The sequence below is a fragment of the Micromonospora sp. HNM0581 genome, assembly GCF_012726175.1.
In the GTDB taxonomy this organism is placed as follows: domain Bacteria; phylum Actinomycetota; class Actinomycetes; order Mycobacteriales; family Micromonosporaceae; genus Micromonospora.
On sequence record NZ_JAASAD010000024.1, the window covers coordinates 20762 to 43622 of the forward strand.

Sequence of the window (22861 nt, forward strand, 5' to 3'; positions counted from 1 at the left end):
GCGGAGCGCAGAATCCGGCCATGGGTAATGGGAACAGGTCCGCGCTGAGGCGCAGCATCGTCATCACCGGCGGCGGCACCGGCATCGGCCGCGCCGTGGCCCGCGGGTTCGCCGAGCAGGGCGATGACGTCCTGATCATCGGCCGTACTGCGGCGAGCCTGAGGGACACCGCCGAGGGTTACCCGGGCATCCGGACGTCTGTCGCCGACATCACCGCTCCCGGCGCACCGCAGGCCGTCGTCGACGCGGTGCAGCAGGCGTACGGGCGGATCGACGTCCTGGTCAATAACGCCGCCAAGTCGGTCGCGAAGCTCCTCGCCGACACCACGGAGGAGGAGATCCAGTCGCAGTTCGCGACGAATGTCATGGCACCGATCCACCTGACGCGGTGTGCTCTCGAACCCCTCGCGGCCAGCCGGGGCGTGGTGGTCAACATCAGCACGGCGGGCGCACTCGGCCAGCGGACGTGGCCCGCCAACGGGGCGTACGGCGCGAGTAAGGTGGCGCTGGACTTCCTGACCCGCACCTGGGCCGTCGAGATGGCTCCGCGCGGGATCCGGGTCGTGGGGATCGCGCCCGGCGTCGCCGATACGGGTATCGGGGTCCGCAGCGGCATGACCGAGGAGCAGTACGCCGACTTCCTCAAGTGGATGGCCGACCGTGCGCCGGCGGGACGGGTCGGCACGCCGGAGGAGATCGCCACTTGGGTGCGCAAGCTCGTCGAGCCGGACGCCGGTTACCTGACCGGCGTAGTGATCCCGATCGACGGGGGCCTGTCACTCACCTGACGCCGTGACGTGCCGTCAGCCGTTCGAGGACTGGTACCACCTCGCGGGGGGCCGGCATGCCGAGGGCCTCGCGCCGCAGCCGCGTCGCCCGGTCGCGAAGCCGTCTGTCAGTCAGAGCCCGCTCCACCAGCGCGGAGGTCGCGGGCACCTCCCGCACGCGCAGACCCGCGCCAAGCCGCTCGAGGCGGCTCGCCTTCAACCCGGTGTCCCACAGCATGTCCGGAACCAGCACCTGCGGCACCCCGTGCACGAGCGCGGTCTGGAACGAACCGGCTCCGCCGTGGCTCACCACGGCGGAGCAGAGCGGCAGCAGCGCGTCAAGCGGCGCGAAGTCCACCACCCGTACGCGCTCGGTGTCGACGCCGTCGCGCTGACCGCCCGACAATGTCGCCACCACCTCGACGCCCAGGTCGGCGATCCCGTCCAGCAACCGGGCGACGGGTACACGGTCCGCGCCCCAGATCTCCCGGTGTGAGATTCCCATCGTGACGCATACTCGGGGCACCTCCGGATCGAGTTCGGCCAGCCACGCCGGAACGACCGAGGGCCCGTTGTACGGCACGTATCGCATGCCGATGCGGGGCGATGCGGTGCCCAGGCTTAACGAGGACACCACCGGATCCACGGTCCACTGCCCGACCACCACCTCCTCGCTGAACGTGCGGCCGTGCCTGCGCAGCACGCCGTCGAGCCACTCGCGCAGCGGATCGTCGCATGCGGACACGGGGCGTCGTGCGGCCGCGCGCAGGAGCGCGCCGCGGGCGTGGCCGAGGATGTCCAGTCCGAACAGCACCCGCGCATGGGCGGCGCCGCACGCCGCCGCCGCCACCGGGCCGGCGAACGACATCGTGTCCCACAGCACCAGATCGGGCTTCCACCTGCGGGCGAACTCCACCAGGCCGTCGACCATGCCGTCGGTGTAGTACCGAAAGACCATCGGCGTGTACGCCGCGAAGACGCCGAGAAGGTAGTCGTAGGTGAGCGTCGTCGGGTCGGTCTCGGCGAGGTCGAGCAGCTCCGGCCAGTCCGCCCAGCCGAAGGTCCCGCCGCTGTCTTGCGCGGCCCCGCTCTCGACGTCCCCGCCGGTGTCCTGTTCACCGACGCTCGGGATCGGCTCGCCGACCCCTGCGAACGGGAGGCCGGCGCTGACGACGTGCTCCTCCCCCTCGGGGTGGGTCGCGACGCACACGTCGTGGCCTGCCGCACGTAGCGCCCACGCGATCGGCACGAGGCTGTAGATATGGGACCGGACCGCGAAGGTCGTCAGGAGTACCCGCATACCGCGAAGCTAGGAGCGGGCCGTGGTGGCCGGCTCGAAGCGCGCTGGGCAGCCCGTCAGCGAAAGTCGTCGGCGTGGTCCTGAGCCCACTGCGCGAACGTGCGCCCGGGCCGGTTGGTCACACTCTCGGCCGTGGGGTGCTCCTCCACCGTGTCCTTGTCGTACTGGTGCTCGGCCTCCGGCGTCGTCTCCTCGTTGGAGTACGTGACGAGACCTAGCAGGAACGGTGCGTTCGCTGCTGCCCAGCCACCGAGCGCCTGGTAGTACGCCAAGGCCTCCTGCGCGGTGACGTCCTTGAAGGACAGTTCCCGCCCGACCGCCGCGGCGATCGCCTCTAGCTGCTCGGCGTGGGTGAGCGGCTGCGGCCCGACGATGGTGTAGGCCTTGCCTGTGTGCCCGTCTTCGAGTAGCGCGAGAGCAGCGATGTCGGCGACGTCACGCTCGTGCGTCGGCACGCCGACGGCGTCCGGATGCGGGTCGTACACTGCGTTCTCGGCACGGATCGACGGCGCCCACATGTGCAGAGTGTTGGTCGCGAACTCGCCGGGCCGGACATGGGTCCACTCCAGGCCGGACTCCTCGACTGCCCGCTCGACCGGCAGGTGGAAGTCGGTGTCGTAACCCGTGGTCACCGCCCCCGACGACAGCACGACGATGCGCCGCACGCCGGCCTTCACGGCGCGGGCGACTACCTCACGCGCGGTCTCCGGTGCCGGGAAGAGGTACATCCGCTCGACGCCTTCGAGCGCCTCGCTCAACGAGTCCGGCCGGCTCAGGTCGCCGCGGACCAGGTCCACGCCGGCCGGCACCTCTGCCCTGGCCGGGTCGCGGGTCAGCGCGCGGACGTCGACGCCGGCGGACACCAACTGCGGCAGGACGTTGCGGCCAACGTAACCCGTCGCACCGGTCACAAGGATCCTCATCGTTGCTCCCAATGGCTTGTAGGGGTGGTGTCCGGTCGCGCTCACGCGTCGCGGACGACACCACGCTCGAGCGTGCGGATGACCGTCGACGTGACCTCGTGCCGCGACATCATGCCCTGGCCGGACATTTCGCAGCCGGTATAGACCAGCGACCACAGGACGTGCTGGATCCACCGCGCATCAACGGCGTGATCGAAGACCCCCTCCTGCTGACCTCGCTCGATCAGCAGGATGACCGGCTGCACGATCGGCGGCTTCTCGGGCTTACGGTTGGCGAACTCCTCCGCCAGCCGTGGGTCGCCAAACAGGAACAGCAGACGGTCGCCGAGCTCCACCATGGCCGCCACCAGGCAGCGCATGGCGTCGAGCGGCTTGCCCTGCTCGACGTGCGCGTCGACGACGGCTTGCTCGATCGCCGTGTAGCAGTCGGCGACCACCGAGTTGATCAGCTCGTCGCGGTCGGGGAAGTAGCGGTGCAGTGTGCTACGACCCACGTCGGCCGCCACCGCGACGTCGGCCAGGGTGGCCGAACGATTGTGCGCGAAGACCGACGCCGCAGCGTTGAGAATCGCGCGCCGGGTTCGGTTGCGCGTTCCGGACTCCTGCACCTCCGTGACCATTGACCCAGCCTAGCAGGATAGTGGCCCAGAGCGGAACATGGGTGCAACTAATCTGGAGATCGTACTCCACGATTGGCACATCCTGATCCCACTTCTCCGGCTCGAAAGCGAAGACAGGGTCATCGAGTCCGACTCGAGCGGATCGCAAGCGCCAGGTGCGAATCTCTGGGCCTGAGGCAGCCGCCGTCCGCATTCGAGGAGACCTTCATGCGGGTCCTGTTCACGACGTTCGCTGCCCCCTCGCACCTGCAGGTCCAGGTGCCGATCGCGTGGGCGCTGCGCGCAGCCGGGCACGACGTCCGGATCGCGGGTCAGCCGGATCTCGCCGACGCCGTCGCGCGGACTGGCCATCTGTTCGTGCCCGTCGGCGAGCCGCTCGCCCTGTCCGAACAGATCGACCGGCCCGACGACGGCTCCGTCGACTTCATGGCACTGGCCGACCTGAGCTGCCGGCGACCCGACCGGCGCACGCGCGAATACCTGCGCACCGCCCTGGCGATATCCACCAACGTCTACCGAGCACTGAACCCGGAGCCGATGATCGCACAGCTCGTCGACCTCGTCTTCGACTGGAGGCCCGACCTCGTCGTCTGGGACACGATGACGTTCGGCGGCGCCGTCGCCGCGATGGCCGGCGGCGCCGCGCACGCGCGGCTGCTGTTCGGACTCGACCTGATCGCCCGCGCACGGATGGAGTACCGACGTCACGACGCACCCGACGACCCGTTCCGCGACTGGCTCGGCAGCGCGCTCGACAAGTACGGCGTCGCGTTCGCCGAGGAAGCCGTGGTCGGGCAGTGGACGATCGATCCCGTGCCACCCTCGGTCGGGCTCGCCACCGACCAGCTTCGCGTGCCGGTCCGGTACGTGCCCTACAACGGCGCGGCCACAGCGATGGAGATGACGTGCGCCCCGGCGCACCGGCCACGCGTGTGCCTGACGCTCGGTCAGAGCGGACGCGACGTGCTCGGCCGCGACCGCGCCGCGAGCGCCGAACTGCTCGCCGCCGCGGCCGACATCGACGCCGAGATCGTCGCTACGCTCGACGCGCGGCAACTCGCCGGCCTCGGCCCGGTGCCGTCAAACGTCCGGGTCGTCGATTTCATGGCCCTTGACGTGCTGCTGCCAACCTGCTCGGTGATCATCAACCACGGCGGCTCCGGCTCGATGCAGACCGCGCTGCTGCACGGCGTACCGCAGGTCGTCGTGCCCGACCTGATGTGGGACACCGAACACAAGGCCGAGCTGATGGAACGTGCGGGTGCCGGGGTGTGGATCCGGGACCCGGACTTCCCCGCGCCGGCCCTGGCCGCGGCCGTCCGCCGTGTCTTGATCGACCCGTCGTACCGCGAGGCGGCGGCGCGGCTGCGACGCGAGGTGCTCGGCGCCCCGACACCGGCCGACATCGTTCCCGCCCTCGAACTGCTCACCGAGCAGCATCGTCGGCCGGTCACCGCCGGTCCGAACTGATCGTCCATCGCCCAACCGATTCGGGAGCACCGAATGTCATCCACCATGCAGGCCCGCGCACTGAAGGTCGAAGGCGCCGTCGAATTCACCCCACGGGTCTTCCCCGACGACCGCGGGATCTTCGTCTCACCCTTCCAGGAGACCGCCTTCGTCGAGGCGCTCGGCCACCCACTCTTTCCGGTGGCCCAGACCAACCACAGCCGCTCACGCAAGGGCGTGGTCCGGGGCGCGCACTTCACCCTCACCCCGCCCGGAATCGCCAAGTACGTGTACTGCGCGCGGGGCAAGACGATCGATTTCGTCGTGGACATCCGAGTCGGTTCCCCGACCTTCGGGCAGTTCGATCAGGTCCTGCTCGACCAAGAGGCGTTCCGGGCGGTCTACCTGCCGGTTGGCGTGGCCCACGCCTTCGCCGCGCTCGCGGACGACACCGTCGTGTCGTACATGCTCTCCGACGGCTACGTCGAGGCGCACGAGAAGGCGGTCAACGTGCTGGACCCGGCGCTGAACCTGCCGCTGCCGACCGGCGTCGAGCGGGTGCTCTCCGATCGGGACAGGTCCGCGCCCACGATCGAGGAGGCCCGCAGACTGGGCCTGCTACCGGACTACGCACAGTGCCAGAAGCTGGAGAGCGAACTGTTCGCCGCGCCCCGGGGCCGCGAGTGAGCACCGCGGTCGCGGTACTCGGGGCCACCGGTGGCGTCGGGCAGCACGTGTGCTCGGCGTTCCGTGCCTCCGGTGACCACGTGCTCGGCATCGCCCGGCGCCCATCCGTGGCGGGCTCCGCCCTCCGCCTCGACCTCGCGGAGGCTGCGCCGGGGCAGCTCGCCGCAGCGTTGACCGCACACCGCACCGAGATCGTGGTGAACGCGACGGGGGGCTGGGTCCTCAGCGCCGAAGCGATGCACCTCGCCCACGTCCAGATCGTCGAACGGCTGGTCGCCGCCAGCACACTCATGCCCGATCCGCCGCGCATCGTCCACATAGGCACCATCCACGAGTACGGCCCGGTGCCGGCCGGGACACTGATCGACGAAAGCCGCACGCCGGAGCCGCAGACCGGATACGCCCGGACGAAGCTGGCCGGTTCACAGGCGCTTCTGAACGCGACCGCCGCCGGCACCGCACGGGGCGTGGTCCTGCGCGCGGTCAACGTGTGCGGGCCGGGCACGACTTCCGCCAGCTTCCTCGGCGCGGTCCTCGACCGGATCCGCGACGTCCGGCCGGGCGACCGCGTGCCGATGACGATTGCCGACGCGCGCCGCGACTACCTCGACGTGCGGGACCTCACCGACGCGGTCGTCCGGGCGGCCCGCGCGCCCGAGAGCACGGTTGGTCAGGTCATCAACGTCGGCCGCGGCGAGGCGGTCGCCATGCGACAGCTCGTCGACTGGCTCCTGGCCGCGGCCGGACTGCCGCCCGACACGATCGACGAGCAGGGCGCCGCGGTGCAGAGCAAGGGCGGAGACTGGACCCGGGCGGACAACCGCCGGGCGGCGCGGCTGCTCGGCTGGCAGCCGCGGACCGCGCTCGACGCGTCGCTGCGCGACATGTGGCACGACGCGGCAAGGCGGTACAGCGAAGCTTGAGGGCACCACGAGCGCGCGTTCCTAGCTTGTCCGCATGACGGCGACCAGCACAGACGACGCCCTCGGCTCGACCCTCATGACACTGCGCGGCTTCCAGTGGGTGTACGGGGCCCGGCAGGACCCCTACGCCCTCCTGCTCCGGGCAGAGAGCGACGACCCCCACGAACTCGGCCGGCGCGTACGCGCGAACGGTGCGCTGACCTGGAGCAGTGCCGAGGCCTGGGTCACCGCGACGCACGCCTTGGCCGTCCGGCTCCTCCGCGACGAGCGGCTCGGGCTGCGCAAACCGCCGCCCACCGACAGCGCACCGTCGTGGGCCATGCCGACCCTCGACGACGTGCTGCCCCTCGACGACGTGGGGCTCCAACTCGACCGGACGGACTGCGAACGCTTCGGGCGAAGCGTCGCGGCGGCACTCGCCGCACCACGCCTGAGAAAGGCACACACGGAGATCACCGTCCGGATCGACCGGCTGGCCGCCGGCCTCAACGGCGCGTTCGACCTGACCTCGGACTACGCGGTGTCCGTCGCCACCATGGCCACCTCTGTCCTGCTCGGCGTGCCGGCAGCGCACCAGGAGGAGTTCGCGCGGCTGTGTGCGGGCGCCGCAACCGCCCTCGACGCCACGCTGTGCCCGCCGCGGTTGGACACCGCCCGGCTGCTGCTCGACTCGATCGCCGGGCTGCGGGAACTGCTCGTCTCGCTGCCGACCGGCGCCGGTGACGACCTGCTCGGCGAGCTGACGCGCACCGAGCCGGACAGCGTCCTGCCGGTGGCGCTGCTCCACTGTGCCGTCGGCGCCGACCTTACGGCGACGCTGGTCGCCAACACCATGAGCGTGCTGCTCGCCGAGCCTGGGCGGTGGACAGCCGTGGCGACGGAGCCGGGTCTCGCTGCCGCCGCGGTACGCGAAACCCTGCGCTTCGCGCCGCCCGTCCGGCTGCAACGCCTCGTCGCCCGCACCGACCTCGATCTGGACGGCACCGCGGTCACGGCGGGCAGCGAGGTCGTGGTCCTGCTCGAAGCTGCCAATCGCGACCCCGCCGCGTTCGCCGACCCGGACCACTTCGATCCGGGACGCGAGCCGGCTGCCGAGATCCTCTGGGCGCACCCTGCGATGCCGGCCGGCGTCGTCGCCGAGACGGTACGCCGGCACGCCACCGTCGCCGTGTCCGCCCTCGCGGCACACCTGCCCACGTTGCGTGCCGCCGGCGAGGGCTACCGGCGGCTGCGGTCCCCCGTGACCGGCAGCCCGCTGTCGCGGCCCGTCGTTGCGTGAGCGGAAGGAGGCGCGGACATGCGAGTACTCATCACCTGCTTCGCCGTCGACAGCCACTTCAGCGGATGCGTGCCCCTCGCCTGGGCCCTGCGCACCGCCGGGCACCAGGTTCTCGTCGCCGGACAGCCGGCGCTCATCGAGGCCGTCGTGCGTGCCGGACTCACCGCGGCGCCGGTCGGCGTCGACCACGCCCACGACCAGATGCTCGCCAAGGTCGGCGCTGACATCCTCGCGCTGCACGACGACCGCGACTACCTGGAAAAGCACCACGACAGGCTGGGCTTGGAGTTCCTCAGGGGCCACGAGACCGTGATGACTGCGCTGTTCTACTCCAAGGTGAACAGCGACTCGATGATCGACGACGTCGTAGACCTGGCCTACGGCTGGCAGCCGGACCTGGTGCTGTGGGAGCCGTTCACGTTCGCGGGTGCGGTCGCCGCCCGGGTCACCGGCGCGGCGCACGCCCGGCTGTTGACGATGCCGGACATGTTTCTCAGCACCCGTGAGCGACACCTGTCCATGCTCGACCGGCTACCGGCCGGGCGGCGCGACGACGTGCTCGCGTCCTGGCTCGACTCGACCCTTGCGCGCTACGGTCACGGCTTCGACGAGGAGATCGTCACCGGGCAGTGGTCCATCGACCCGATGCCCGAGGGCATTCGGATCGACACCCGGCAGCCGACCGTGCCGATACGCTACATCCCCTACAACGGCCAGGTGCCGTCGATCGTGCCGGACTGGTTGCGCGAGCCGCCCGCCAGGCCGCGTCTGTGCGTGACGCTCGGCATGACCGCCCGTACCAGCAACTGGTCGAACATGATCGCCATCGAGGACCTCTTCGAGGTCGTCGCGGAGCTCAACGTCGAGGTGGTCGCCACGCTCTCCGCCGAGGAGCAGGCCCTCGTGCCGGACGTGCCGGACAACGTCCGGCTGGTCGAACACGTGCCGCTCGACGTTCTGCTGCCGACGTGCGCCGCCGTCCTGCACCACGGGGGCCTGGGCACCTGGGCGACTGCTGCAGCGCTGGGCGTACCGCAGTTGTCGCTCGGATACATGTGGGACGCGGTCTACCGGGCCCAGCGCACCGAGGCGCTCGGTGCGGGACTGGCCCTGCACTCCTCCGACCTCACCCCGGCGAGGCTGCGCGGCCTCCTGGCCCGAATCCTCGACGAGGGCTCGTTTCGGCACCGGGCCGGACAGCTGCGCGAGGCCATGAGTGCGATGCCCTCGCCGAACGACGTGGTTCCAATGCTGGAGAAGCTCACCGCAGAGCGCGGGTGAGGCGCCGCAGCGCCGGCACCAGTTCGGCCGGTGCCGGCGCGGCGAGCATCTCGACCCGCAGCCGGGCGGCCGCGGCCGCGAAAGACGACTCCTCAAGCACTCTCGACAGCAGTGCGCGCAGCTCCCGCGCCGTGCACTTCTCGGCGCTGCCGCACAGTGCCGCTCCCGCCTCCGCCACCCGCCACGACTTCAGGTGATTGTCGAGCAACACCGCCGGCACGATGACCTGGGGTACGCCGTGGATGAGTGCGGTCTGGGAGGTGCCTGATCCGCCGTGGTGGATGATGGCGGCGCAGGTGGGCAGGAGCACGTCGAGGTTGACGAACTCGACGGTGCGTACGTTGTCCGGTATGGGGTAGCCGGGCGGGATCTGGCTGTTGCTCAGGGTGGCGACGACGTCGACGTCGAGGGTGGCGACGGCGTCGAGGAGTTCGGTGACCGCGGTCCGGTCCCCGCCGAGGGTTTCGCGGAACGAGCGGCCCAGGGTGAGACAGACCCGGGGCCGGGTCGGTGGCTCGCGTAGCCAGTCGGTCACGGTCGCGGGCCCGTTGTAGGGGGTGTAGCGCATCGGCAGGTAGTGGTGGTCGACCGGCAGCCGGAGGGAGGCCGGGACGGGGTCGATGGTGAACTGTCCGAGGACGGCCTGCTCGGTGAACGGGTGGCCGTGTCGGGCCAGGACGTCGCCGAGCCACTCCTGCAGCGGGTCGTCGCGCAGGGCCGGCACCCGCCCTCGCAGCAGCTCCAGGTAGGTCGACCGCATGTGCCCGAAGACGTCGAGACCGAACAGCAGCCGCGCATGGGCGGCGCCGCTGGCGATCGCCGCGACCGAACCGGCGAAGGTCACCGGGTCGCGGACGACGAGATCCGGACGCCAGTCCTGGGTGAACGCAACCAGATCATCGATCATCCCAGCGGAGCAGGACAGTTGGTGGTCCAGCGACGTCCAGGCGGTCAGCACGGACTGGACGTAGTCGTACGTGAGCCGCTGCCGGCGCAGCTCGCACAGGTCGAACAGCTCCCAGCGCATCCGGCCGCCCGGGCCCCACAGCTCGTCGCCGGTGAACTCCCACCGCTCGGCAACCTCTTCCACGACGTCCTGTGACCACCGGTCCGCGCCGAGCGGCGGCCCGACCGCGACGGCTGTGAGCCCGGCGCCGGTGATCGCCTCCGTGAGATCCGGCTGGCTCGCCACCCGCACGTCGTGGCCGGCCGCACGCAACGCCCACGCCAGGGGCACCTGCGCGTGCAGGTGCGTCGGCGCGGCGATGGTCGTGAAGAGCACCCGCATGCCGGACACCTTGGACGTCACGGCTCGTGCCGGCCCTGAGCCCCGATGGAGCAGCGGGTTCAGCGCCGGTCCACCGATCGTCGACCGCCCCGACAGCGACGATCGCCACGATGTGGCTCGGCACGAAGGACGGGAGAGAACATTGACGCAGGACAGCCTCGCTGTCGTTACCGGCGCGACGAGCGGCATCGGACACGCAGTCGCGACGTTGCTCGCCAAACGCGGATCGACGGTCTACATCTGCGCCCGCGACGGCCACGCCGTCGACCTGACCGTCAAGGAGCTGCGCGCGAAGGGTCACGACGTTGACGGCCAGGCGTGCGACGTCCGCGACGCCGGCCAGGTGCGGGCGTTCGTCACCGCGGCCGTCGAACGGTTCGGACCAGTCGGCGTACTCGTCAACAACGCCGGCCGCAACGGCGGCGGGGTGACCGCCCAGATCACCGACGAACTGTGGCTCGACGTGCTGGAGACCAACCTCACCAGCGTGTTCCGGATGACCCGCGAGGTGCTCACCACCGGCGGCATGCTGGAGCGCGGGTGGGGACGTGTCATCAACATCGCGTCGACCGGCGGCAAGCAGGGTGTCGTGCTCGGAGCGCCGTACTCGGCGTCGAAGCACGGCGTCGTCGGCTTCACCAAGGCCCTCGGGTTGGAGCTGGCCAAGACCGGCGTGACGGTCAACGCCGTCTGCCCCGGGTACGTGGAGACGCCGATGGCCGAGCGGGTCCGACGGGGGTACGCCGAGGTCTGGGACAGCACCGAGGACGAGGTGCTCGCCCGGTTCCAGGCGAAGATCCCGCTCGGCCGCTACAGCACTCCGCAAGAGGTCGCCGGCCTCGTCGGCTACCTCGTCACCGACACTGCCGCCCCGATCACCGCGCAGGCGCTCAACGTCTGCGGCGGACTCGGCAACTACTGACCCGAGGGGAACGACGACATGTCGGAACAGCACACCGATCACCGGGTGACCGTGGCCGCACCCGTAGCGGTGATCTACGACCTCGTCGCCGACGTGAGCTGCTGGCCGGTGGTGTTCCCACCGACCGTGCACGCCGAACAGATCGAGCGCAGCGGCGACGGGGAGCGGATCCGCATCTGGGCCACCGCGAACGACGAGGTCAAGAACTGGACCTCGCGGCGGATCCTGGACCGGGCGGCACGCTCGATCACGTTCCGGCAGGACCGGCCAGCTCATCCGGTGGCGGCCATGAGCGGCGAGTGGCGGTTCGAACCGGCCGGACCCGACAAGACGGTCGTGCGGCTGCTGCACACCTACCGGGCGGTCGACGACGATCCAGGTCACCTCGCCTGGATTCGGCGCGCCGTCGACCGCAACAGCGAGGCCGAACTGAGCGCGCTGGCCGCTGCGGCGGGGCGCGACGACGAGCTGCTGCTGTCCTTCGAGGACGCGGTGTCGATCAACGGAAGGGCCGCGGACGCGTACACCGTCATCGACGAGGCCGGGCTGTGGCCGCAGCGGTTGCCGCACGTCGCCCGGGTCGTCCTCGACGAGCGCGTACGCGGTGTCCAGAGCCTCGCCATGGACACCCGCACCGCGGACGGATCGGTGCACACGACCGTGTCGATCCGCATCTGCCTGCCGCCGGACCGCATCGTGTACAAGCAGCTGCAGACGCCGAAGCTGATGAGCGCGCATACCGGGTTGTGGTCGTTCCGCGAGCACAACGGCGACACCGAGATGGTGGCCGGACACACCGTCGTGATCAACGAGTCGGCGATCGCCGGCGTTCTCGGTGAGGATGCCACGGTCGCCGACGCTCGCTCGTACATCCGCGCCGCGCTCGGGCGCAACAGCGGCACCACGATGCGGCACGCGAAGGCGTACGCGGAGCAGGCCCGCCGAGGCTGACGATGCGGGTGCTCTTCACAACCTTCGCCCAGCCGACGCACCTGCACGCGCAGGTGCCCCTGGCGTGGGCGTTGCGTGCGGCCGGCCACGACGTGCGGGTGGCGAGCCAGCCGGATCTCACGGAGGCGATCACCGGCGCCGGGCTCACAGCCGTCGCGGTCGGCGAGCCGCTGAACCAGCAGGAGCAGGTGCGGGAGTTGGACGAGCAGCACCGGCGCGAGGTCGAGGAGGCGCCCGACGACGAGCCGACGCCGGCGGACTACATCGAGTTGACCGACATCAGCGAGCTGCGCGACGAGATCCTCACCTACGAGTACGTGCAGAGGCAGCTGACGGCTGTGACGATGTTCGGCTTCCGGACGCTGTGCCCGGATCTAATGATCGACGATCTCGTCGCGTTCGCGCGGGACTGGCGTCCGGATCTCGTCGTGTGGGACTCGGTGACCTTCGCCGGTGCGGTCGCGGCGATCGCGAGTGGGGCGGCGCACGGGCGGCTGCTGTTCGGCCTGGATCTGGTCGGCCATGTCCGGCAGCGGCACCTGGAGCTGCTGCGAGGGCGGGTGCCGGCCCTGCGCGACGACCCGCTGCAGGAGTGGCTCGGCGACGTCCTGGCCCGACACGGCCACCCGTTCACCGAGCAGGCCGTCCTCGGACAGTTCACCATCGACCCCGTCCCGGCCTCCCTCCGGCTGCCGGTCGACCACCACTACCTGCCGATGCGCTACACCCCCTACAACGGGCCCGCGACCGTCCCCGACTGGCTACGCGAGCCACCGACCCGGCCCCGGGTCTGTCTCACCCTGGGCCGCTCGTTCCGCGAAACCCTCGGCGGGGACCGGACCGCGGTCACCGAACTCCTCGACGCCGTCGCCACCCTCGACGTCGACGTCGTCGCCACCCTGAGCAACAGCCAGATCCCGCCCGGCTACCCCATACCGGACAACGTACGCACCGTCGAGTTCGTCAACCTCGACGTGCTCCTGCCCACCTGCGCCGCCATCATCCACCACGGCGGATCAGGCACCTCCCAGACCGCACTCATCCACGGCGTACCCCAGGTCATCGTGCCGTACAAGCTGTGGTGCAACGGCCCGCGGGCCGAACGCATGGAGCGCGCCGGGGTGGCGGTGTGCGGGGTCGCGGGACGGTCCGCGGCGAGCGAGGTGCGGGCGTTGATCCGACGCGTCCTCGACGAGCCGTCGTTCCGGGCCTGCGCCGGCGACCTGCGCCACGAGATGCTCGCCGCTTCGACCCCGGCGGAGCTGGTACCGGTGCTGCGGCGGCTCGCGCAGACCTGAACCGGCCGCCTCCCTGTCGGCTGCGGCCGGTTCACGGCCGGGCTCAGACCACCCGGACTTCCGGCACATACAGGATCCACTTGCCGCCGGCCTTCCGGAACTCCTGCTCCTTGGCGATGATCTCGTCGGCGTGGTTCCAGGCGAACAACAGCGCATAGTCGGGGTACGGGGCGGCGAACGCATCCCGCGACCGCACCGGGATGTGCGAACCGGGGGTCAGCCGGCCCTGCTTGTTCGGCGTCGTGTCGGAGATGAAGGAGATCAGGTCGGGTCCGATGCCGCAGTAGTTCGTCACCGTCGCGCTCTTCGCGGTCGCGCCGTAGCCGACCACCGTCTGACCGTTGGCCTTCAACTGCCGCAGCAGCGTGGTCAGTTCCTCCCTGGCCTGCTCCACCCGGCCGACGAACTGCTTCAGCGTACCTTGCCCGGCGAGGTCACGGCCGTGCTCCTCGGCCACCAGCGCGGCGACCCGAGCGGAGGCTGGACGGGCGCCGCGCCGCGCGATCGTGTACCGCACTTCGCCGCCGTGCACTGGCAGCCGCTCGACGTCGACCAGTTCGAACCTGAACCGTGCCGCCATCGCCTGCACCGACACGGCCGAGAAGAAGTAGAAGTGCTCGTCGTAGATCTGGTCGAACGAGGTGCGGTCGACGATCTCGGCGAGGTACGGGTCCTCGAACACGAAGATGCCGTCGGGTGCCAGCAACTCGTCGACGCCGCGGAAGATCGAGTCGAGGTACGGGATGTGGCAGATGGTGTTCGCGGCGTAGATCACCTGTGCCGGCCCGGATGCGGCCCGGATCTGCTGTGCGGAGGACTCCTGGAAGAATTCGGTGGTCACCTGTACGCCGTAGGCGCGGGCGACCGCGGCGACGCTCTGCGAGGGCTCGACGCCCAAGTGCCGGATCCCGGCGTCGGCGATGACCTTCAGCATGACGCCGTCGTTGCAGCCCAACTCGACTAGAAACGCATCGTCGCCGGTCAGCTCGATGTCGATGAAGTGCTTGGCGGTCTGCTCGAAGTGCTTGCGCATAGTGGCCGAGCCCGACGACAGGTACGGGTAGTGCCCGTTGAACATCAGGTGCCGCGGAACCTCCTCGATCAGCTGCACCATCGAGCACTGCCCGCACACCCCGACGGCCAGGCGGAAGAAGAACTCGTCGCCGACGTAGTCCGGCTCCAGAAAGCCGCTGGACAGCGGCTGCGGGCCGAAGTCACAGAACTCGCGCAGTTCCCCACCGCACGTCCGACAACTCAACATGACCGGTATCCCCATTCTCGTGCGGCTGCTGCCGATCCGGTTACCGTCGGCCAAGGCGCTGGTCGTCAGCTCAACGACGACTGGACGGCGGCTAGCGGGCCGGCCTCCGCCGGTTCCCGGTACTCCTCGGCAAGCAGCGCGGCGGCGAGCTTGCGGTAGAACACCGGCACCGCCGGCTCCTTCGGACTGAGGTGACCGCGTCCGGCAAAACGGGATCCGACGGCCCGCTGCACCTCTTCGAGGCCACGCTGGTCCTCGCCGTTGATCACCGCGGCGTAGGCCTCGTTCCCCTCGCGGATCTGCTGAAGCTGCTCGGCGTCGGTGCCCTCGACGGTCTGACTCGGCGCCAGGATCCCGCCGCGCACCTCGGTCCGGTCGATCGCGGTCGGGATGAAGCTGAGCCAGATCACCGTCTCGCCGGCCGCGGCGAAACTCGTGCAGGGAAAGACCGAGACGTTGTAGACCTGGCATCGCTCCTGTTCGGTCAGCAGGAGGAACTCCACCTCCTGCGGCTCCTTGAACGGCACCGTGAACCGCAGCACCAGGGGTGAATCGTCGCGCACGTCGGTGTCGGAGCCGCCCGGCGTCGACGGCTGGATCGTCTCCGGGTGGAAGCCCATGACGTGATAGTTCTCGTGGACGTTCTCGACGGCGACCTTCCAGTTGCAGTGCCAGTCCTCGACGAACGAACCCACCTGCGTCATGGCGCCCAGCTCGTAATTGCCCAGGTCCTCGCCGATGCGGCTCAGGTGGGTGCGCAGCGGCGGTGCGCCGCTGTCGAGGTTGACGAAGACGAAACTCTGCCACTGTTCGACGGCGAACCCGGGAAGCCGGCAGGTGCCGGGGTCGAAGGCGGGGTTCCCCCGCATGTGCGTCGCAGCGATCAGCTGGCCGTCCAGGCCGTAGCGCCACAGGTGGTACGGGCAGGTGAAGTGCTCGGCCCGCCCGGCACCGGCCGCGACGACCGGCATCATCCGGTGCCGGCAGATCGGCGACATCGCGTTGAGTGCGCCGGTGCGGTCGCGGGTCAGCAGCAACGGCTCCCCCGCGATCGTCAGCGCGAGGTAATCGCCGGGCCCGGCGAGCTGGTCCGCCCGGGCCACCATGATCCACGAGCGGCGGAAGATCCGGTCCAGTTCCAGCTCATACAGCTCGGGCGAGGTGAACGCTCGTGGCGGCAGGCTGATCCACGGCGGCTGCGGCGTCACGTACTCACGTAACTGGTCCAACAGGGCGTCGAGCTCCCCGCTGCCCCGGTTCGGTGTCGTCATCAGAACCCGACTCTCTTCCCGGTCGTAGGGCTGGAACTCCGGACGATCCCAGGCTGCGCTCGAAACGGACTCGGGCAGCAAGCACGCCGGGCCGGTGCGGGTCTACCGGCTGACGCGAAGGACTCGAGCGGCGCGCCGCACCCTGTGGGCGGCAGTCACCGTGACGGGAGGACGTAGTCCATGGGAGACACAGGCGCGCGAAGCATGATCGATCCGATTTCTGACGAGACCATCCGCCGCTACCGGGAACAGGGCTTCGTCCACGTGTCGGGCGTGCTCGACGCCGGCGAGGTGGCCCGGTATGCCGAGGCGGCCGTCCAGCTCCTCGACAGCCACATGGAGATCTGGGACGGCGTCAACGGTGTCGAGGTTAACTACGTCGCGCAGGCCTGGCGCAAGAGCGACACGATCCGGGAACTGGCCCTTCACCCGGCGATCGGTTCGATCGCGCTGCAGCTCGCCGATGGCCCGATGCGGCTGTACACCAGCGAGGTGCTCGCGAAGGAGCCGCACAAGGCGGCGCCGACGCTCGTACACGACGACGAGACCGGGCTTCCGTTGTCGTCGTTGTCGCGGGCCTTGACCGCCTGGGTGGCGCTGTCCGACGTCCCGGTCGAGCGCGGCTGCCTGTCGTACGTGCCCCGTTCGCACCTGCGACCGCCCGAGCACCGGCAGGAGCACATGACGAGTTTCGAGGAGTTCGCCGACATCACCGACATCTGGCCGGAGTTCCCGTGGCAGCCGCGGGTGACCGTGCCACTGCGCGCCGGTGACGTGGCGTTTCACCACTGCCGTACCGTGCATCTGGCCGGTAGCAACACGTCCGACGCACGTCGGATGGGCCACGGCATCGTGTACGTCAACGCTGACGCCACCTACCGCCCCGGCGTCCAGGACGGGCACATGGCGGGATTCGAGCCCGGCCAGCCGCTGGACGACGAGGGATTCCCGCCCATCACCCTGTAGCGCGGAGGGAGGAGAGGTAGCGGGCCAGGGCTACGCGGTGGTAGCCCGGCCCGAAACCCAACGCCCTCACCTCCGGTACGAGCGTGCGCAGCTTGGCGATCGACGGGCAGTGCGACACTGTCGAGTCGAGGAGCACCCGCTCGGCCGTCACGCCGAGATGCCGCTCCAGGACGTCGATCACGGCCGCGATCTCAGCGCAGTCCCCCGACGCCACGTTGACGACCTCGTCAGTGACGCCGGCGGCGAGCAGCCGGTCGACGACCGTCATCCAGTCCTCGACGTGGACGATGTCGCGCCGGGCGCCTGGTTGGACCGTGACGCGTCCGGCACGAAGCTGCCGGATGATTGCGGGCACGAGCCGGAACTCCGGTTCCCCGGGACCGAGCACGTACCCGAGGCGCAGGATCAGGTATGGAATGCCGCAGTCGCGGATCATCCCTTCCAGATCCAGCTTGTGCCGTCCGTACGGGAGGGCCGGCTCGACGGGGTCGTCTTCGCGTCCCTGGCAACCCGGCCCGCCGTACATGCTGACGGTCGAGAAGAACACCAACTGCCGGCCGTCGCGCACACAGTCCCGGAGTGTGTCGGCCACCAGCCGAGCCTCACGCTCGTGCTCGGCGGCCGGCAGCGGGTGCCTCGGTACCCCGGCAGCGAGCACGGTGACGCGGGGGTACGCGTCCGCGAGCGGCCGCAGATGCCGGGCGAGGAAACCGCTGCCGATCAGGCGCATCGGGTCGGCACCGGTCACCGGACCTGGGCGAGGCGGTCATTGACCAGGTCGCCTAGCTGATTCAGCGTCCGCACCTCGGCCACCTCCTCCTCGGGCAGCGAGATACCGAACCGCCGTTCGACGGCGCTCGACGCTTCGAGCAACGCGAGGGAGTCGTAGCCCAGGTCGGCCAGCGGGACCTCGCCGAGGTCTTCGGCGGCCGCGTCGACGGGCTCCGCTGCGCCGGCGCAGGTGGCCAGGATGGTCATCAGATCGGGAATGCTCAATCGGACGGACTGACTCATCAGTTTTCCTTTCATGGGGCACGTACAACCAGTGCGCTGTTGAAGCCCTGCCGGCCGCGGGCCAGCACCAGGGCAACCGACGCCGTCAGGGGCCGGGGGGCCTCGACCAGGTCGAGGGCGTAGTCCGCGACGACGTTCACGGTCGGCGGGATAACCTTGTCGCGCAGCGCGAGCAGCGCGGTCGCCACGTCGAGCGGGCCGGCGCCGGAGTACAGGCGACCGGTCATCGTCTTGGGCGCGGTGACCGGGACGCCACGCGGGCCGAAGAGGTCGACGATCACCTCGGCCTCCGCCCGGTCGGCGTCCGCGTCGCCGGCTGCGTCGGCGAAGACCACGCCGACCTCGTCCGGGCCGACCCCAGCGTCGGCGAGGGCCGCCCGCACGGCACGCCTGAGGTTGCCCGGACGACCCGAGCCCGGTGAGGGATCGAACGTGGCGGCGTACCCGGCGATCTCGCCGTAGACGTGGGCACCACGCTCGCGGGCCCAGTCGCCGTCCTCGACGGTGAGGATGGCGCCGCCCTCGCCGGGCACGTGGCCGTTCGCCTTGCGGTCAAAGGGAAGGTAGGCATGGCGCGGGTCGTCGGCGGTGGACAGCATGCCGCTGGAGATCAGCGCGGCCAGCCCGTACGGGGACAGCGCGGAGTCCATCCCACCGGTGAGCACGAGCGGCGCGCCCTTTCGGACGGAGCGGCGGGCGTGCGCGATGGCGTCGAGACCACCGGCCTGGTCGGCGACGAGTACACCGATCGGGCCGCGCATGTCGTGCCGGATCGAGATCTGGCCGGAGTTGACGGCGTAGAACCAGGCAAACGACTGGTAAACGCTGACGTGGCTCGGTCCGTCGGCGCACAGGTGCTCGAGCTCTTTTTGTCCGAACGCGAATCCGCCCGACGCGCTCGCGGTCGACACGCCGAGGTCGGTCGCGGTCAGCGCCGACCGGTCGATGTCGGCGTCGGCGACCGCCCAGTCCGCGGCGGCCAGTGCGAACCTGGTCATGCGATCGGTCTGCGGCAGCAGCCGGCTGGGCAGGTGGTTCTCGGCGTCGAAGCCGGTGACCACGCCGCCGAGGCGGCTCGGGTAGTCCTCGACGTCGAACAGGTCGATTCTCCCGATCGCGCTGCGGCCCCGCAGGGTCGCCGCCCAGTAGTCCCCGGCACCGACGCCGTTGGGCGCGACGACGCCGAGCCCTGTCACCACGGCGGTGCTCATGCTGCCACCGCCTCGGGCGCGGCGAGCACCATCGCGCTTTGGAATCCGCCGAAGCCGCTGCCCACGGTCAGCACTGTGGAGAGCTTGCGTTGCCTGGCCTCGCGTGGCACGTAGTCCAGGTCCAGCTCCGCGTCGGGGTGGTGGAGGTTGGCGGTCGGTGGCACGACGTCGAACTCGATCGCCATCGCGCTGGCGGCGACCTCGATCGCTCCGACGGCGCCGAGCGAGTGTCCGATGACCGGCTTGATGGAGCTGATCGGCAAGTCGTAGGCGTGCATGCCGAGGCTCCGCTTGAGCGCCTGGGTCTCGTGGCGGTCGTTCTGTCTGGTCGCGGTGCCGTGCGCATTGACGTAGTCGATGGCGGTGGCCGGGATGCGGGCGGTGTCGAGGGCGGCGCGGATCGCCGCGGCCATCTCCTGCCCGTCGGGCCGCAGGCCGGTCATGTGGAAGGCGTTGCCACGGGAGGCGTACCCGCGGATCTCGGCGTAGATGTGCGCGTCGCGGCGGCGCGCGCTCTGCAGTTCCTCCAAGACCAGGACCGCCGAGCCCTCGCCGAGCACGAACCCGTTACGCGTACGGTCGAACGGCCGCGCGGCGGTGCCTGGATCGTCGTTGGTGTTGGACGTGGCCTTGATGGCGTCGAAGCAGGCAACCGTGATCGGCGCGATCGGCGCGTCGGTGGCGCCGGCGATCATCATATCGACCGATCCGTCGCGGATGAGGTCCCAGGCGTGTCCCACCGCGTCGATGCCGGAGGTGCACCCGGCCGACACGACGGCGTTGGGTCCTTCCGCGCCGGCGGCCCAGGCCACCTCGGCCGCCATCGAGCTGGGCACGAAGTAGTCGTACAGATCGGGGCCGGCGAGCCGATGGTCGACGAGCCAGTCGCGCCCTTCGTGGCTGACCGCGCGGTAGCGCTCCTCCAACCGCAGCGTGGCGCCAACGGCGGTACCGAGACTCACCCCGACCCGGTGCGCGTCGTCGCGGTCGACGACGAGGCCGCTGTCGCTCATCGCCTCCCGCGTGGCGGTGAGCGCGAACAGGGCGGCCCGGTCCAAGCGCCCGATGTCGTGCTCGCTGAAGCCGTACTGGAACGGATCGAAGTCACACTCGGCAGCGATCCGCGACCGGAAGTCGGTGGAGTCGAAGGCGGTGATCAGGCGGGTCATCGGGGTGCCCGCCACGATGCGTTCCCAGAAGGCCTTCGCTCCCAACCCGCCGGGCGCGACGACGCCGATCCCGGTGATGACGACCCGACGTTGATTCACGCAGACTCCCCCGCTCTTGCGGACCTGCTCATTGGTGCCGGTCTCCTACGATCGACGATGGAGTCGCGGGCTCGAGCCGAGGTCGAGCGTGTCTGGAGCGGGTGTCTCTCTCAGCCCGCTGCCGATGGCCGGTTCGCTGCCGTGAGTCGTTCGAGGAGAGCTACGACCTCGCTCGGCGCGGGCATGGCGAGCGCCTCCGATCGCAGGCGTCGGGCCGCCGCCGCGATCCCCCGATCGTGAAGCGCCTGACCGACCAGGTCCCGCAGGCCGGTCAGGTCGTTGGCGTACAGGCCGGCACCGGCCCCGGCGAGACGGCGTGCCTTCAGACCGGTGTCCCACAGCATGTCCGGCACGACGACCTGCGGAACGCCGTGCACCAGCGCGGTCTGGAAGGATCCCGCCCCACCGTGCGACACGACCGCCGAGCACAGCGGCAGCAACACGTCCAGCGGCACGAAGTCCACGACCCGCACCCCGTCGGCCTCGACGTCGTCGAGGGTGGCGATCACCTCGACGCCGAGGTCCGCGACACCCTGGAGGATCCGGCCGACGGAGAGCCGATCGGTGCCCCACACCTCGCGATGCGCCATGCCCAGCGTGATGCACACGCGTGCGGTGCCGGCCTCCAGTTCGCCGATCCAGTCCGGCACGACGGAGGCGCCGTTGTAGGGCACGTACCGCACACCGACGCGCGGCAGTCCGGTATCCAGCGCGAGCGAGGACGGAACCGGGTCGAGGGTCCACTGACCGACCACAAGGTCCTCGGTGAACCCGGATCCGAACCGGCCGAGCCACTCGGCGAGAGGGTCCTCGCGCAGGATCGCGGGACGGGCCGCGAGAGCCGCGAGGTAGTGCCGGCGCAGGTTGCCGAGGACGTCGAGGCCGAACAGGAGGCGGGCGTGCGCGGCACCGCACGACTTTGCGGCGATCGCGCCGGCGAAGTACATCGGATCCCAGATCACCAGGTCGGGGTGCCAGTGCGCGGTGAAGGCGACGAGTTCGTCGAGCGCCCGGTGCGGCATGGTGTTCTGCAGGACGACGTTCGTCCAGGCGGTCAGGGTGCCGTGGAGATAGTCGTAGGTCAGCGACTCGGTGCGGGTTTCGCTGATGTCGAAGGTGTCGAGCCACGACCCGGCCTCGCCGTCGGCGGGTGGGCGTTCCTCCTCGCGGGCCTCCGCGTCGCGAACGTGCTGTGCGACGTCGAGCATGTCGCCAACCGGCACGGCGGTCAGCCCTGCACCGAGGATGTCCTCGGTCGCGTCGGGTTGGGTCGCCATGCAGACCTCGTGCCCTGCGGCACGCAGCGCCCAGGCGAGCGGCACCTGATTGTTGACGTGGGAACTGGACGGAAACGGCGTGAACAGCACTCGCATGCGCGCACCATGCGGCCGCACGCTCGACGTGACGCTGAGCGACGCTGGAGCCGGTCAGGCCTCCAAGGGCTCCCGGATCGGCGGATCGGAGAGTCCCGCGATCTCCAGGATCCGGGCCGCCGACTTCCTGGTGCTGACGACCGGTCCCAGCGGCGGGGCCTCGGCTGCCAGGCGGCGCCGCGTCCGGTCGTACACGTCCAGGCGCGGCGTCGACTTCATGGCGTTGCCGAGAGTCGTCGCGTGCGGGCCGGGTTCCAGCATCGTGACCCGGACCCCGAAGTCGCGGCTCTCGTCGGCCAGGGCCTCGCTGAGGGCCTTCAGGGCGGCCTTGCCGGCGCCGTAGAGACCGTAGCCGCCCCGCCCCTCACCGGCTCCCTTCGATGTCACCTGAAACAGGTGACCGGCGCCACGGGCGCGCAGCCGCGGCAGCACCGCCTGCGACACCCACAGCGCGCCGAGGAAATTCACGGCGAGGTGATCATGCACCTGCTCCTCGGTGTACTCCTCGACCATTCCGGCGAGCAGCTCGCCGGCGTTGTTGAACACGACATCAAGGCCGCCGAGCTGGGCGACCGCGCGATCCACCGCGCCGAACACCGCCGCTCGGTCGGACACGTCGGTCGGCAGGGCGAGCAGCCGGCCCGGATACTTCCGGTCGAGCGCGGCCAAGGAGGTCACGTCGCGAGCCAGGCCGGCTACCCGGTCACCGGCTTCGAGGGCCTCCTCGGTCACCGCCCGGCCCAACCCGCGCGATGCGCCCGTGACGAGCCAGACGCGTTCCTCGTGTCGTGTCACATGACGACCCTGTC

The 22861-nt window shown here is 70.3% G+C and carries 22 protein-coding genes; 10 read left to right on the forward strand and 12 right to left on the reverse strand.

Annotated features, from left to right (window positions below):
* The first annotated feature begins 20 nt into the window (after positions 1-20).
* Positions 21-788 (forward strand): SDR family oxidoreductase, encoded by a 768-nt coding sequence (locus tag HCA58_RS21350; RefSeq protein ID WP_169599638.1) that lies wholly within the window; start codon positions 21-23, stop codon positions 786-788.
* Here the strand turns inward: HCA58_RS21350 and HCA58_RS21355 are convergent.
* Genes HCA58_RS21355 through HCA58_RS21365 form a run of 3 tightly spaced genes read right to left on the reverse strand, consistent with a single transcriptional unit; the run spans position 781 to position 3610 of the window.
* Entirely contained in the window at positions 781-2067 is a 1287-nt protein-coding gene (locus HCA58_RS21355) for an activator-dependent family glycosyltransferase (protein WP_169599640.1), read from the reverse strand. The two genes, HCA58_RS21350 and HCA58_RS21355, sit on opposite strands and share 8 nt — an antisense overlap.
* Before the next feature lie 56 nt (positions 2068-2123).
* Positions 2124-2990: an NAD(P)H-binding protein gene (locus HCA58_RS21360; RefSeq protein ID WP_013287149.1), complete on the reverse strand. Its 867-nt coding sequence runs from the start codon at positions 2988-2990 to the stop codon at positions 2124-2126.
* 41 nt (positions 2991-3031) lie between these two features.
* Complete coding sequence (locus HCA58_RS21365) at positions 3032-3610, reverse strand: helix-turn-helix domain-containing protein (RefSeq protein WP_169599642.1); 579 nt, start codon at positions 3608-3610, stop codon at positions 3032-3034.
* A 207-nt stretch (positions 3611-3817) separates the two neighbouring features.
* Between HCA58_RS21365 and HCA58_RS21370 the strand changes: the two genes are divergently transcribed.
* The 5 genes from HCA58_RS21370 to HCA58_RS21390 are packed head-to-tail and all read left to right on the forward strand — an operon-like array spanning position 3818 to position 9229.
* Positions 3818-5080 carry an activator-dependent family glycosyltransferase gene (locus HCA58_RS21370; protein WP_169599644.1) on the forward strand — a complete coding sequence of 421 codons (1263 nt, stop codon included), beginning with the start codon at positions 3818-3820 and terminating at the stop codon, positions 5078-5080.
* Positions 5081-5125: 45 nt separating this feature from the next.
* Positions 5126-5746, forward strand: coding sequence for a dTDP-4-dehydrorhamnose 3,5-epimerase family protein (locus HCA58_RS21375; protein WP_205809339.1), 621 nt, complete (start codon positions 5126-5128; stop codon positions 5744-5746).
* A complete protein-coding gene (locus HCA58_RS21380; protein WP_169599648.1) occupies positions 5743-6669 on the forward strand; it encodes an NAD(P)-dependent oxidoreductase in 927 nt (308 codons plus the stop codon). Before HCA58_RS21375 ends, HCA58_RS21380 begins: the two co-directional genes overlap by 4 nt.
* 34 nt (positions 6670-6703) lie before the next feature.
* A complete protein-coding gene (locus HCA58_RS21385) occupies positions 6704-7948 on the forward strand; it encodes a P450-derived glycosyltransferase activator (RefSeq protein ID WP_169599650.1) in 1245 nt (414 codons plus the stop codon).
* 18 nt (positions 7949-7966) lie between these two features.
* A complete protein-coding gene (locus HCA58_RS21390; protein WP_169599652.1) occupies positions 7967-9229 on the forward strand; it encodes an activator-dependent family glycosyltransferase in 1263 nt (420 codons plus the stop codon).
* Here the strand turns inward: HCA58_RS21390 and HCA58_RS21395 are convergent.
* Positions 9210-10517 (reverse strand): activator-dependent family glycosyltransferase, encoded by a 1308-nt coding sequence (locus HCA58_RS21395; RefSeq protein ID WP_169599654.1) that lies wholly within the window; start codon positions 10515-10517, stop codon positions 9210-9212. The two genes, HCA58_RS21390 and HCA58_RS21395, sit on opposite strands and share 20 nt — an antisense overlap.
* A gap of 142 nt (positions 10518-10659) precedes the next feature.
* On the opposite strand from HCA58_RS21395, the gene HCA58_RS21400 reads away from it, so the two are divergent.
* The 3 genes from HCA58_RS21400 to HCA58_RS21410 are packed head-to-tail and all read left to right on the forward strand — an operon-like array spanning position 10660 to position 13688.
* Positions 10660-11439 (forward strand): SDR family NAD(P)-dependent oxidoreductase, encoded by a 780-nt coding sequence (locus HCA58_RS21400; protein WP_169599656.1) that lies wholly within the window; start codon positions 10660-10662, stop codon positions 11437-11439.
* A gap of 18 nt (positions 11440-11457) precedes the next feature.
* The gene (locus HCA58_RS21405) at positions 11458-12390 is read left to right on the forward strand and encodes an aromatase/cyclase (protein WP_169599658.1); all 933 of its coding nucleotides are present in this window, start codon (positions 11458-11460) and stop codon (positions 12388-12390) included.
* Between the two features lie 2 nt (positions 12391-12392).
* Positions 12393-13688, forward strand: coding sequence for an activator-dependent family glycosyltransferase (locus HCA58_RS21410; RefSeq protein ID WP_169599660.1), 1296 nt, complete (start codon positions 12393-12395; stop codon positions 13686-13688).
* Positions 13689-13731: 43 nt separating this feature from the next.
* On the opposite strand, the gene HCA58_RS21415 is transcribed toward HCA58_RS21410, so the two are convergent.
* Positions 13732-14949: a class I SAM-dependent methyltransferase gene (locus tag HCA58_RS21415; RefSeq protein WP_169599661.1), complete on the reverse strand. Its 1218-nt coding sequence runs from the start codon at positions 14947-14949 to the stop codon at positions 13732-13734.
* A gap of 65 nt (positions 14950-15014) precedes the next feature.
* The gene (locus HCA58_RS21420) at positions 15015-16220 is read right to left on the reverse strand and encodes an aromatic ring-hydroxylating dioxygenase subunit alpha (RefSeq protein ID WP_169599662.1); all 1206 of its coding nucleotides are present in this window, start codon (positions 16218-16220) and stop codon (positions 15015-15017) included.
* A gap of 180 nt (positions 16221-16400) precedes the next feature.
* Here HCA58_RS21420 and HCA58_RS21425 point away from each other — a divergent pair, with 180 nt between their 5' ends.
* Entirely contained in the window at positions 16401-17186 is a 786-nt protein-coding gene (locus HCA58_RS21425) for a phytanoyl-CoA dioxygenase family protein (protein WP_169599663.1), read from the forward strand.
* Here HCA58_RS21425 and HCA58_RS21430 read toward each other — a convergent pair.
* The 6 genes from HCA58_RS21430 to HCA58_RS21455 form a co-directional block, all read right to left on the reverse strand.
* Complete coding sequence (locus tag HCA58_RS21430) at positions 17176-17934, reverse strand: NAD(P)-dependent oxidoreductase (RefSeq protein ID WP_169599664.1); 759 nt, start codon at positions 17932-17934, stop codon at positions 17176-17178. The two genes, HCA58_RS21425 and HCA58_RS21430, sit on opposite strands and share 11 nt — an antisense overlap.
* Positions 17931-18200: an acyl carrier protein gene (locus tag HCA58_RS21435; protein WP_145822453.1), complete on the reverse strand. Its 270-nt coding sequence runs from the start codon at positions 18198-18200 to the stop codon at positions 17931-17933. Before HCA58_RS21435 ends, HCA58_RS21430 begins: the two co-directional genes overlap by 4 nt.
* An 11-nt stretch (positions 18201-18211) precedes the next feature.
* Positions 18212-19411: a ketosynthase chain-length factor gene (locus HCA58_RS21440; protein ID WP_169599665.1), complete on the reverse strand. Its 1200-nt coding sequence runs from the start codon at positions 19409-19411 to the stop codon at positions 18212-18214.
* Positions 19408-20679, reverse strand: a complete 1272-nt coding sequence (locus HCA58_RS21445) for a beta-ketoacyl-[acyl-carrier-protein] synthase family protein (RefSeq protein WP_169599666.1) — start codon at positions 20677-20679, stop codon at positions 19408-19410. The genes HCA58_RS21440 and HCA58_RS21445 overlap by 4 nt, the downstream gene beginning before the upstream one ends.
* Positions 20680-20789: 110 nt before the next feature.
* Positions 20790-22052, reverse strand: coding sequence for an activator-dependent family glycosyltransferase (locus HCA58_RS21450; protein ID WP_169599668.1), 1263 nt, complete (start codon positions 22050-22052; stop codon positions 20790-20792).
* Positions 22053-22106: 54 nt separating this feature from the next.
* Positions 22107-22847, reverse strand: coding sequence for an SDR family NAD(P)-dependent oxidoreductase (locus tag HCA58_RS21455; protein ID WP_169599670.1), 741 nt, complete (start codon positions 22845-22847; stop codon positions 22107-22109).
* Positions 22848-22861: the final 14 nt, after the last annotated feature.

What these genes read in the sequence shown, in the direction of transcription:
- HCA58_RS21385 (WP_169599650.1), top strand. Translation starts at nt 6,704, where the DNA reads ATGACGGCGACCAGCACAGACGACGCCCTCGGCTCGACCCTCATGACA.
- HCA58_RS21390 (WP_169599652.1), top strand. Translation starts at nt 7,967, where the DNA reads ATGCGAGTACTCATCACCTGCTTCGCCGTCGACAGCCACTTCAGCGGA.
- HCA58_RS21435 (WP_145822453.1), bottom strand. Translation starts at nt 18,200, where the DNA reads ATGAGTCAGTCCGTCCGATTGAGCATTCCCGATCTGATGACCATCCTG.
- HCA58_RS21370 (WP_169599644.1), top strand. Translation starts at nt 3,818, where the DNA reads ATGCGGGTCCTGTTCACGACGTTCGCTGCCCCCTCGCACCTGCAGGTC.
- HCA58_RS21450 (WP_169599668.1), bottom strand. Translation starts at nt 22,052, where the DNA reads ATGCGAGTGCTGTTCACGCCGTTTCCGTCCAGTTCCCACGTCAACAAT.
- HCA58_RS21415 (WP_169599661.1), bottom strand. Translation starts at nt 14,949, where the DNA reads ATGTTGAGTTGTCGGACGTGCGGTGGGGAACTGCGCGAGTTCTGTGAC.
- HCA58_RS21405 (WP_169599658.1), top strand. Translation starts at nt 11,458, where the DNA reads ATGTCGGAACAGCACACCGATCACCGGGTGACCGTGGCCGCACCCGTA.
- HCA58_RS21420 (WP_169599662.1), bottom strand. Translation starts at nt 16,220, where the DNA reads ATGACGACACCGAACCGGGGCAGCGGGGAGCTCGACGCCCTGTTGGAC.
- HCA58_RS21425 (WP_169599663.1), top strand. Translation starts at nt 16,401, where the DNA reads ATGGGAGACACAGGCGCGCGAAGCATGATCGATCCGATTTCTGACGAG.
- HCA58_RS21375 (WP_205809339.1), top strand. Translation starts at nt 5,126, where the DNA reads ATGCAGGCCCGCGCACTGAAGGTCGAAGGCGCCGTCGAATTCACCCCA.
- HCA58_RS21350 (WP_169599638.1), top strand. Translation starts at nt 21, where the DNA reads ATGGGTAATGGGAACAGGTCCGCGCTGAGGCGCAGCATCGTCATCACC.
- HCA58_RS21395 (WP_169599654.1), bottom strand. Translation starts at nt 10,517, where the DNA reads ATGCGGGTGCTCTTCACGACCATCGCCGCGCCGACGCACCTGCACGCG.
- HCA58_RS21410 (WP_169599660.1), top strand. Translation starts at nt 12,393, where the DNA reads ATGCGGGTGCTCTTCACAACCTTCGCCCAGCCGACGCACCTGCACGCG.
- HCA58_RS21440 (WP_169599665.1), bottom strand. Translation starts at nt 19,411, where the DNA reads ATGAGCACCGCCGTGGTGACAGGGCTCGGCGTCGTCGCGCCCAACGGC.
- HCA58_RS21355 (WP_169599640.1), bottom strand. Translation starts at nt 2,067, where the DNA reads ATGCGGGTACTCCTGACGACCTTCGCGGTCCGGTCCCATATCTACAGC.
- HCA58_RS21360 (WP_013287149.1), bottom strand. Translation starts at nt 2,990, where the DNA reads ATGAGGATCCTTGTGACCGGTGCGACGGGTTACGTTGGCCGCAACGTC.
- HCA58_RS21365 (WP_169599642.1), bottom strand. Translation starts at nt 3,610, where the DNA reads ATGGTCACGGAGGTGCAGGAGTCCGGAACGCGCAACCGAACCCGGCGC.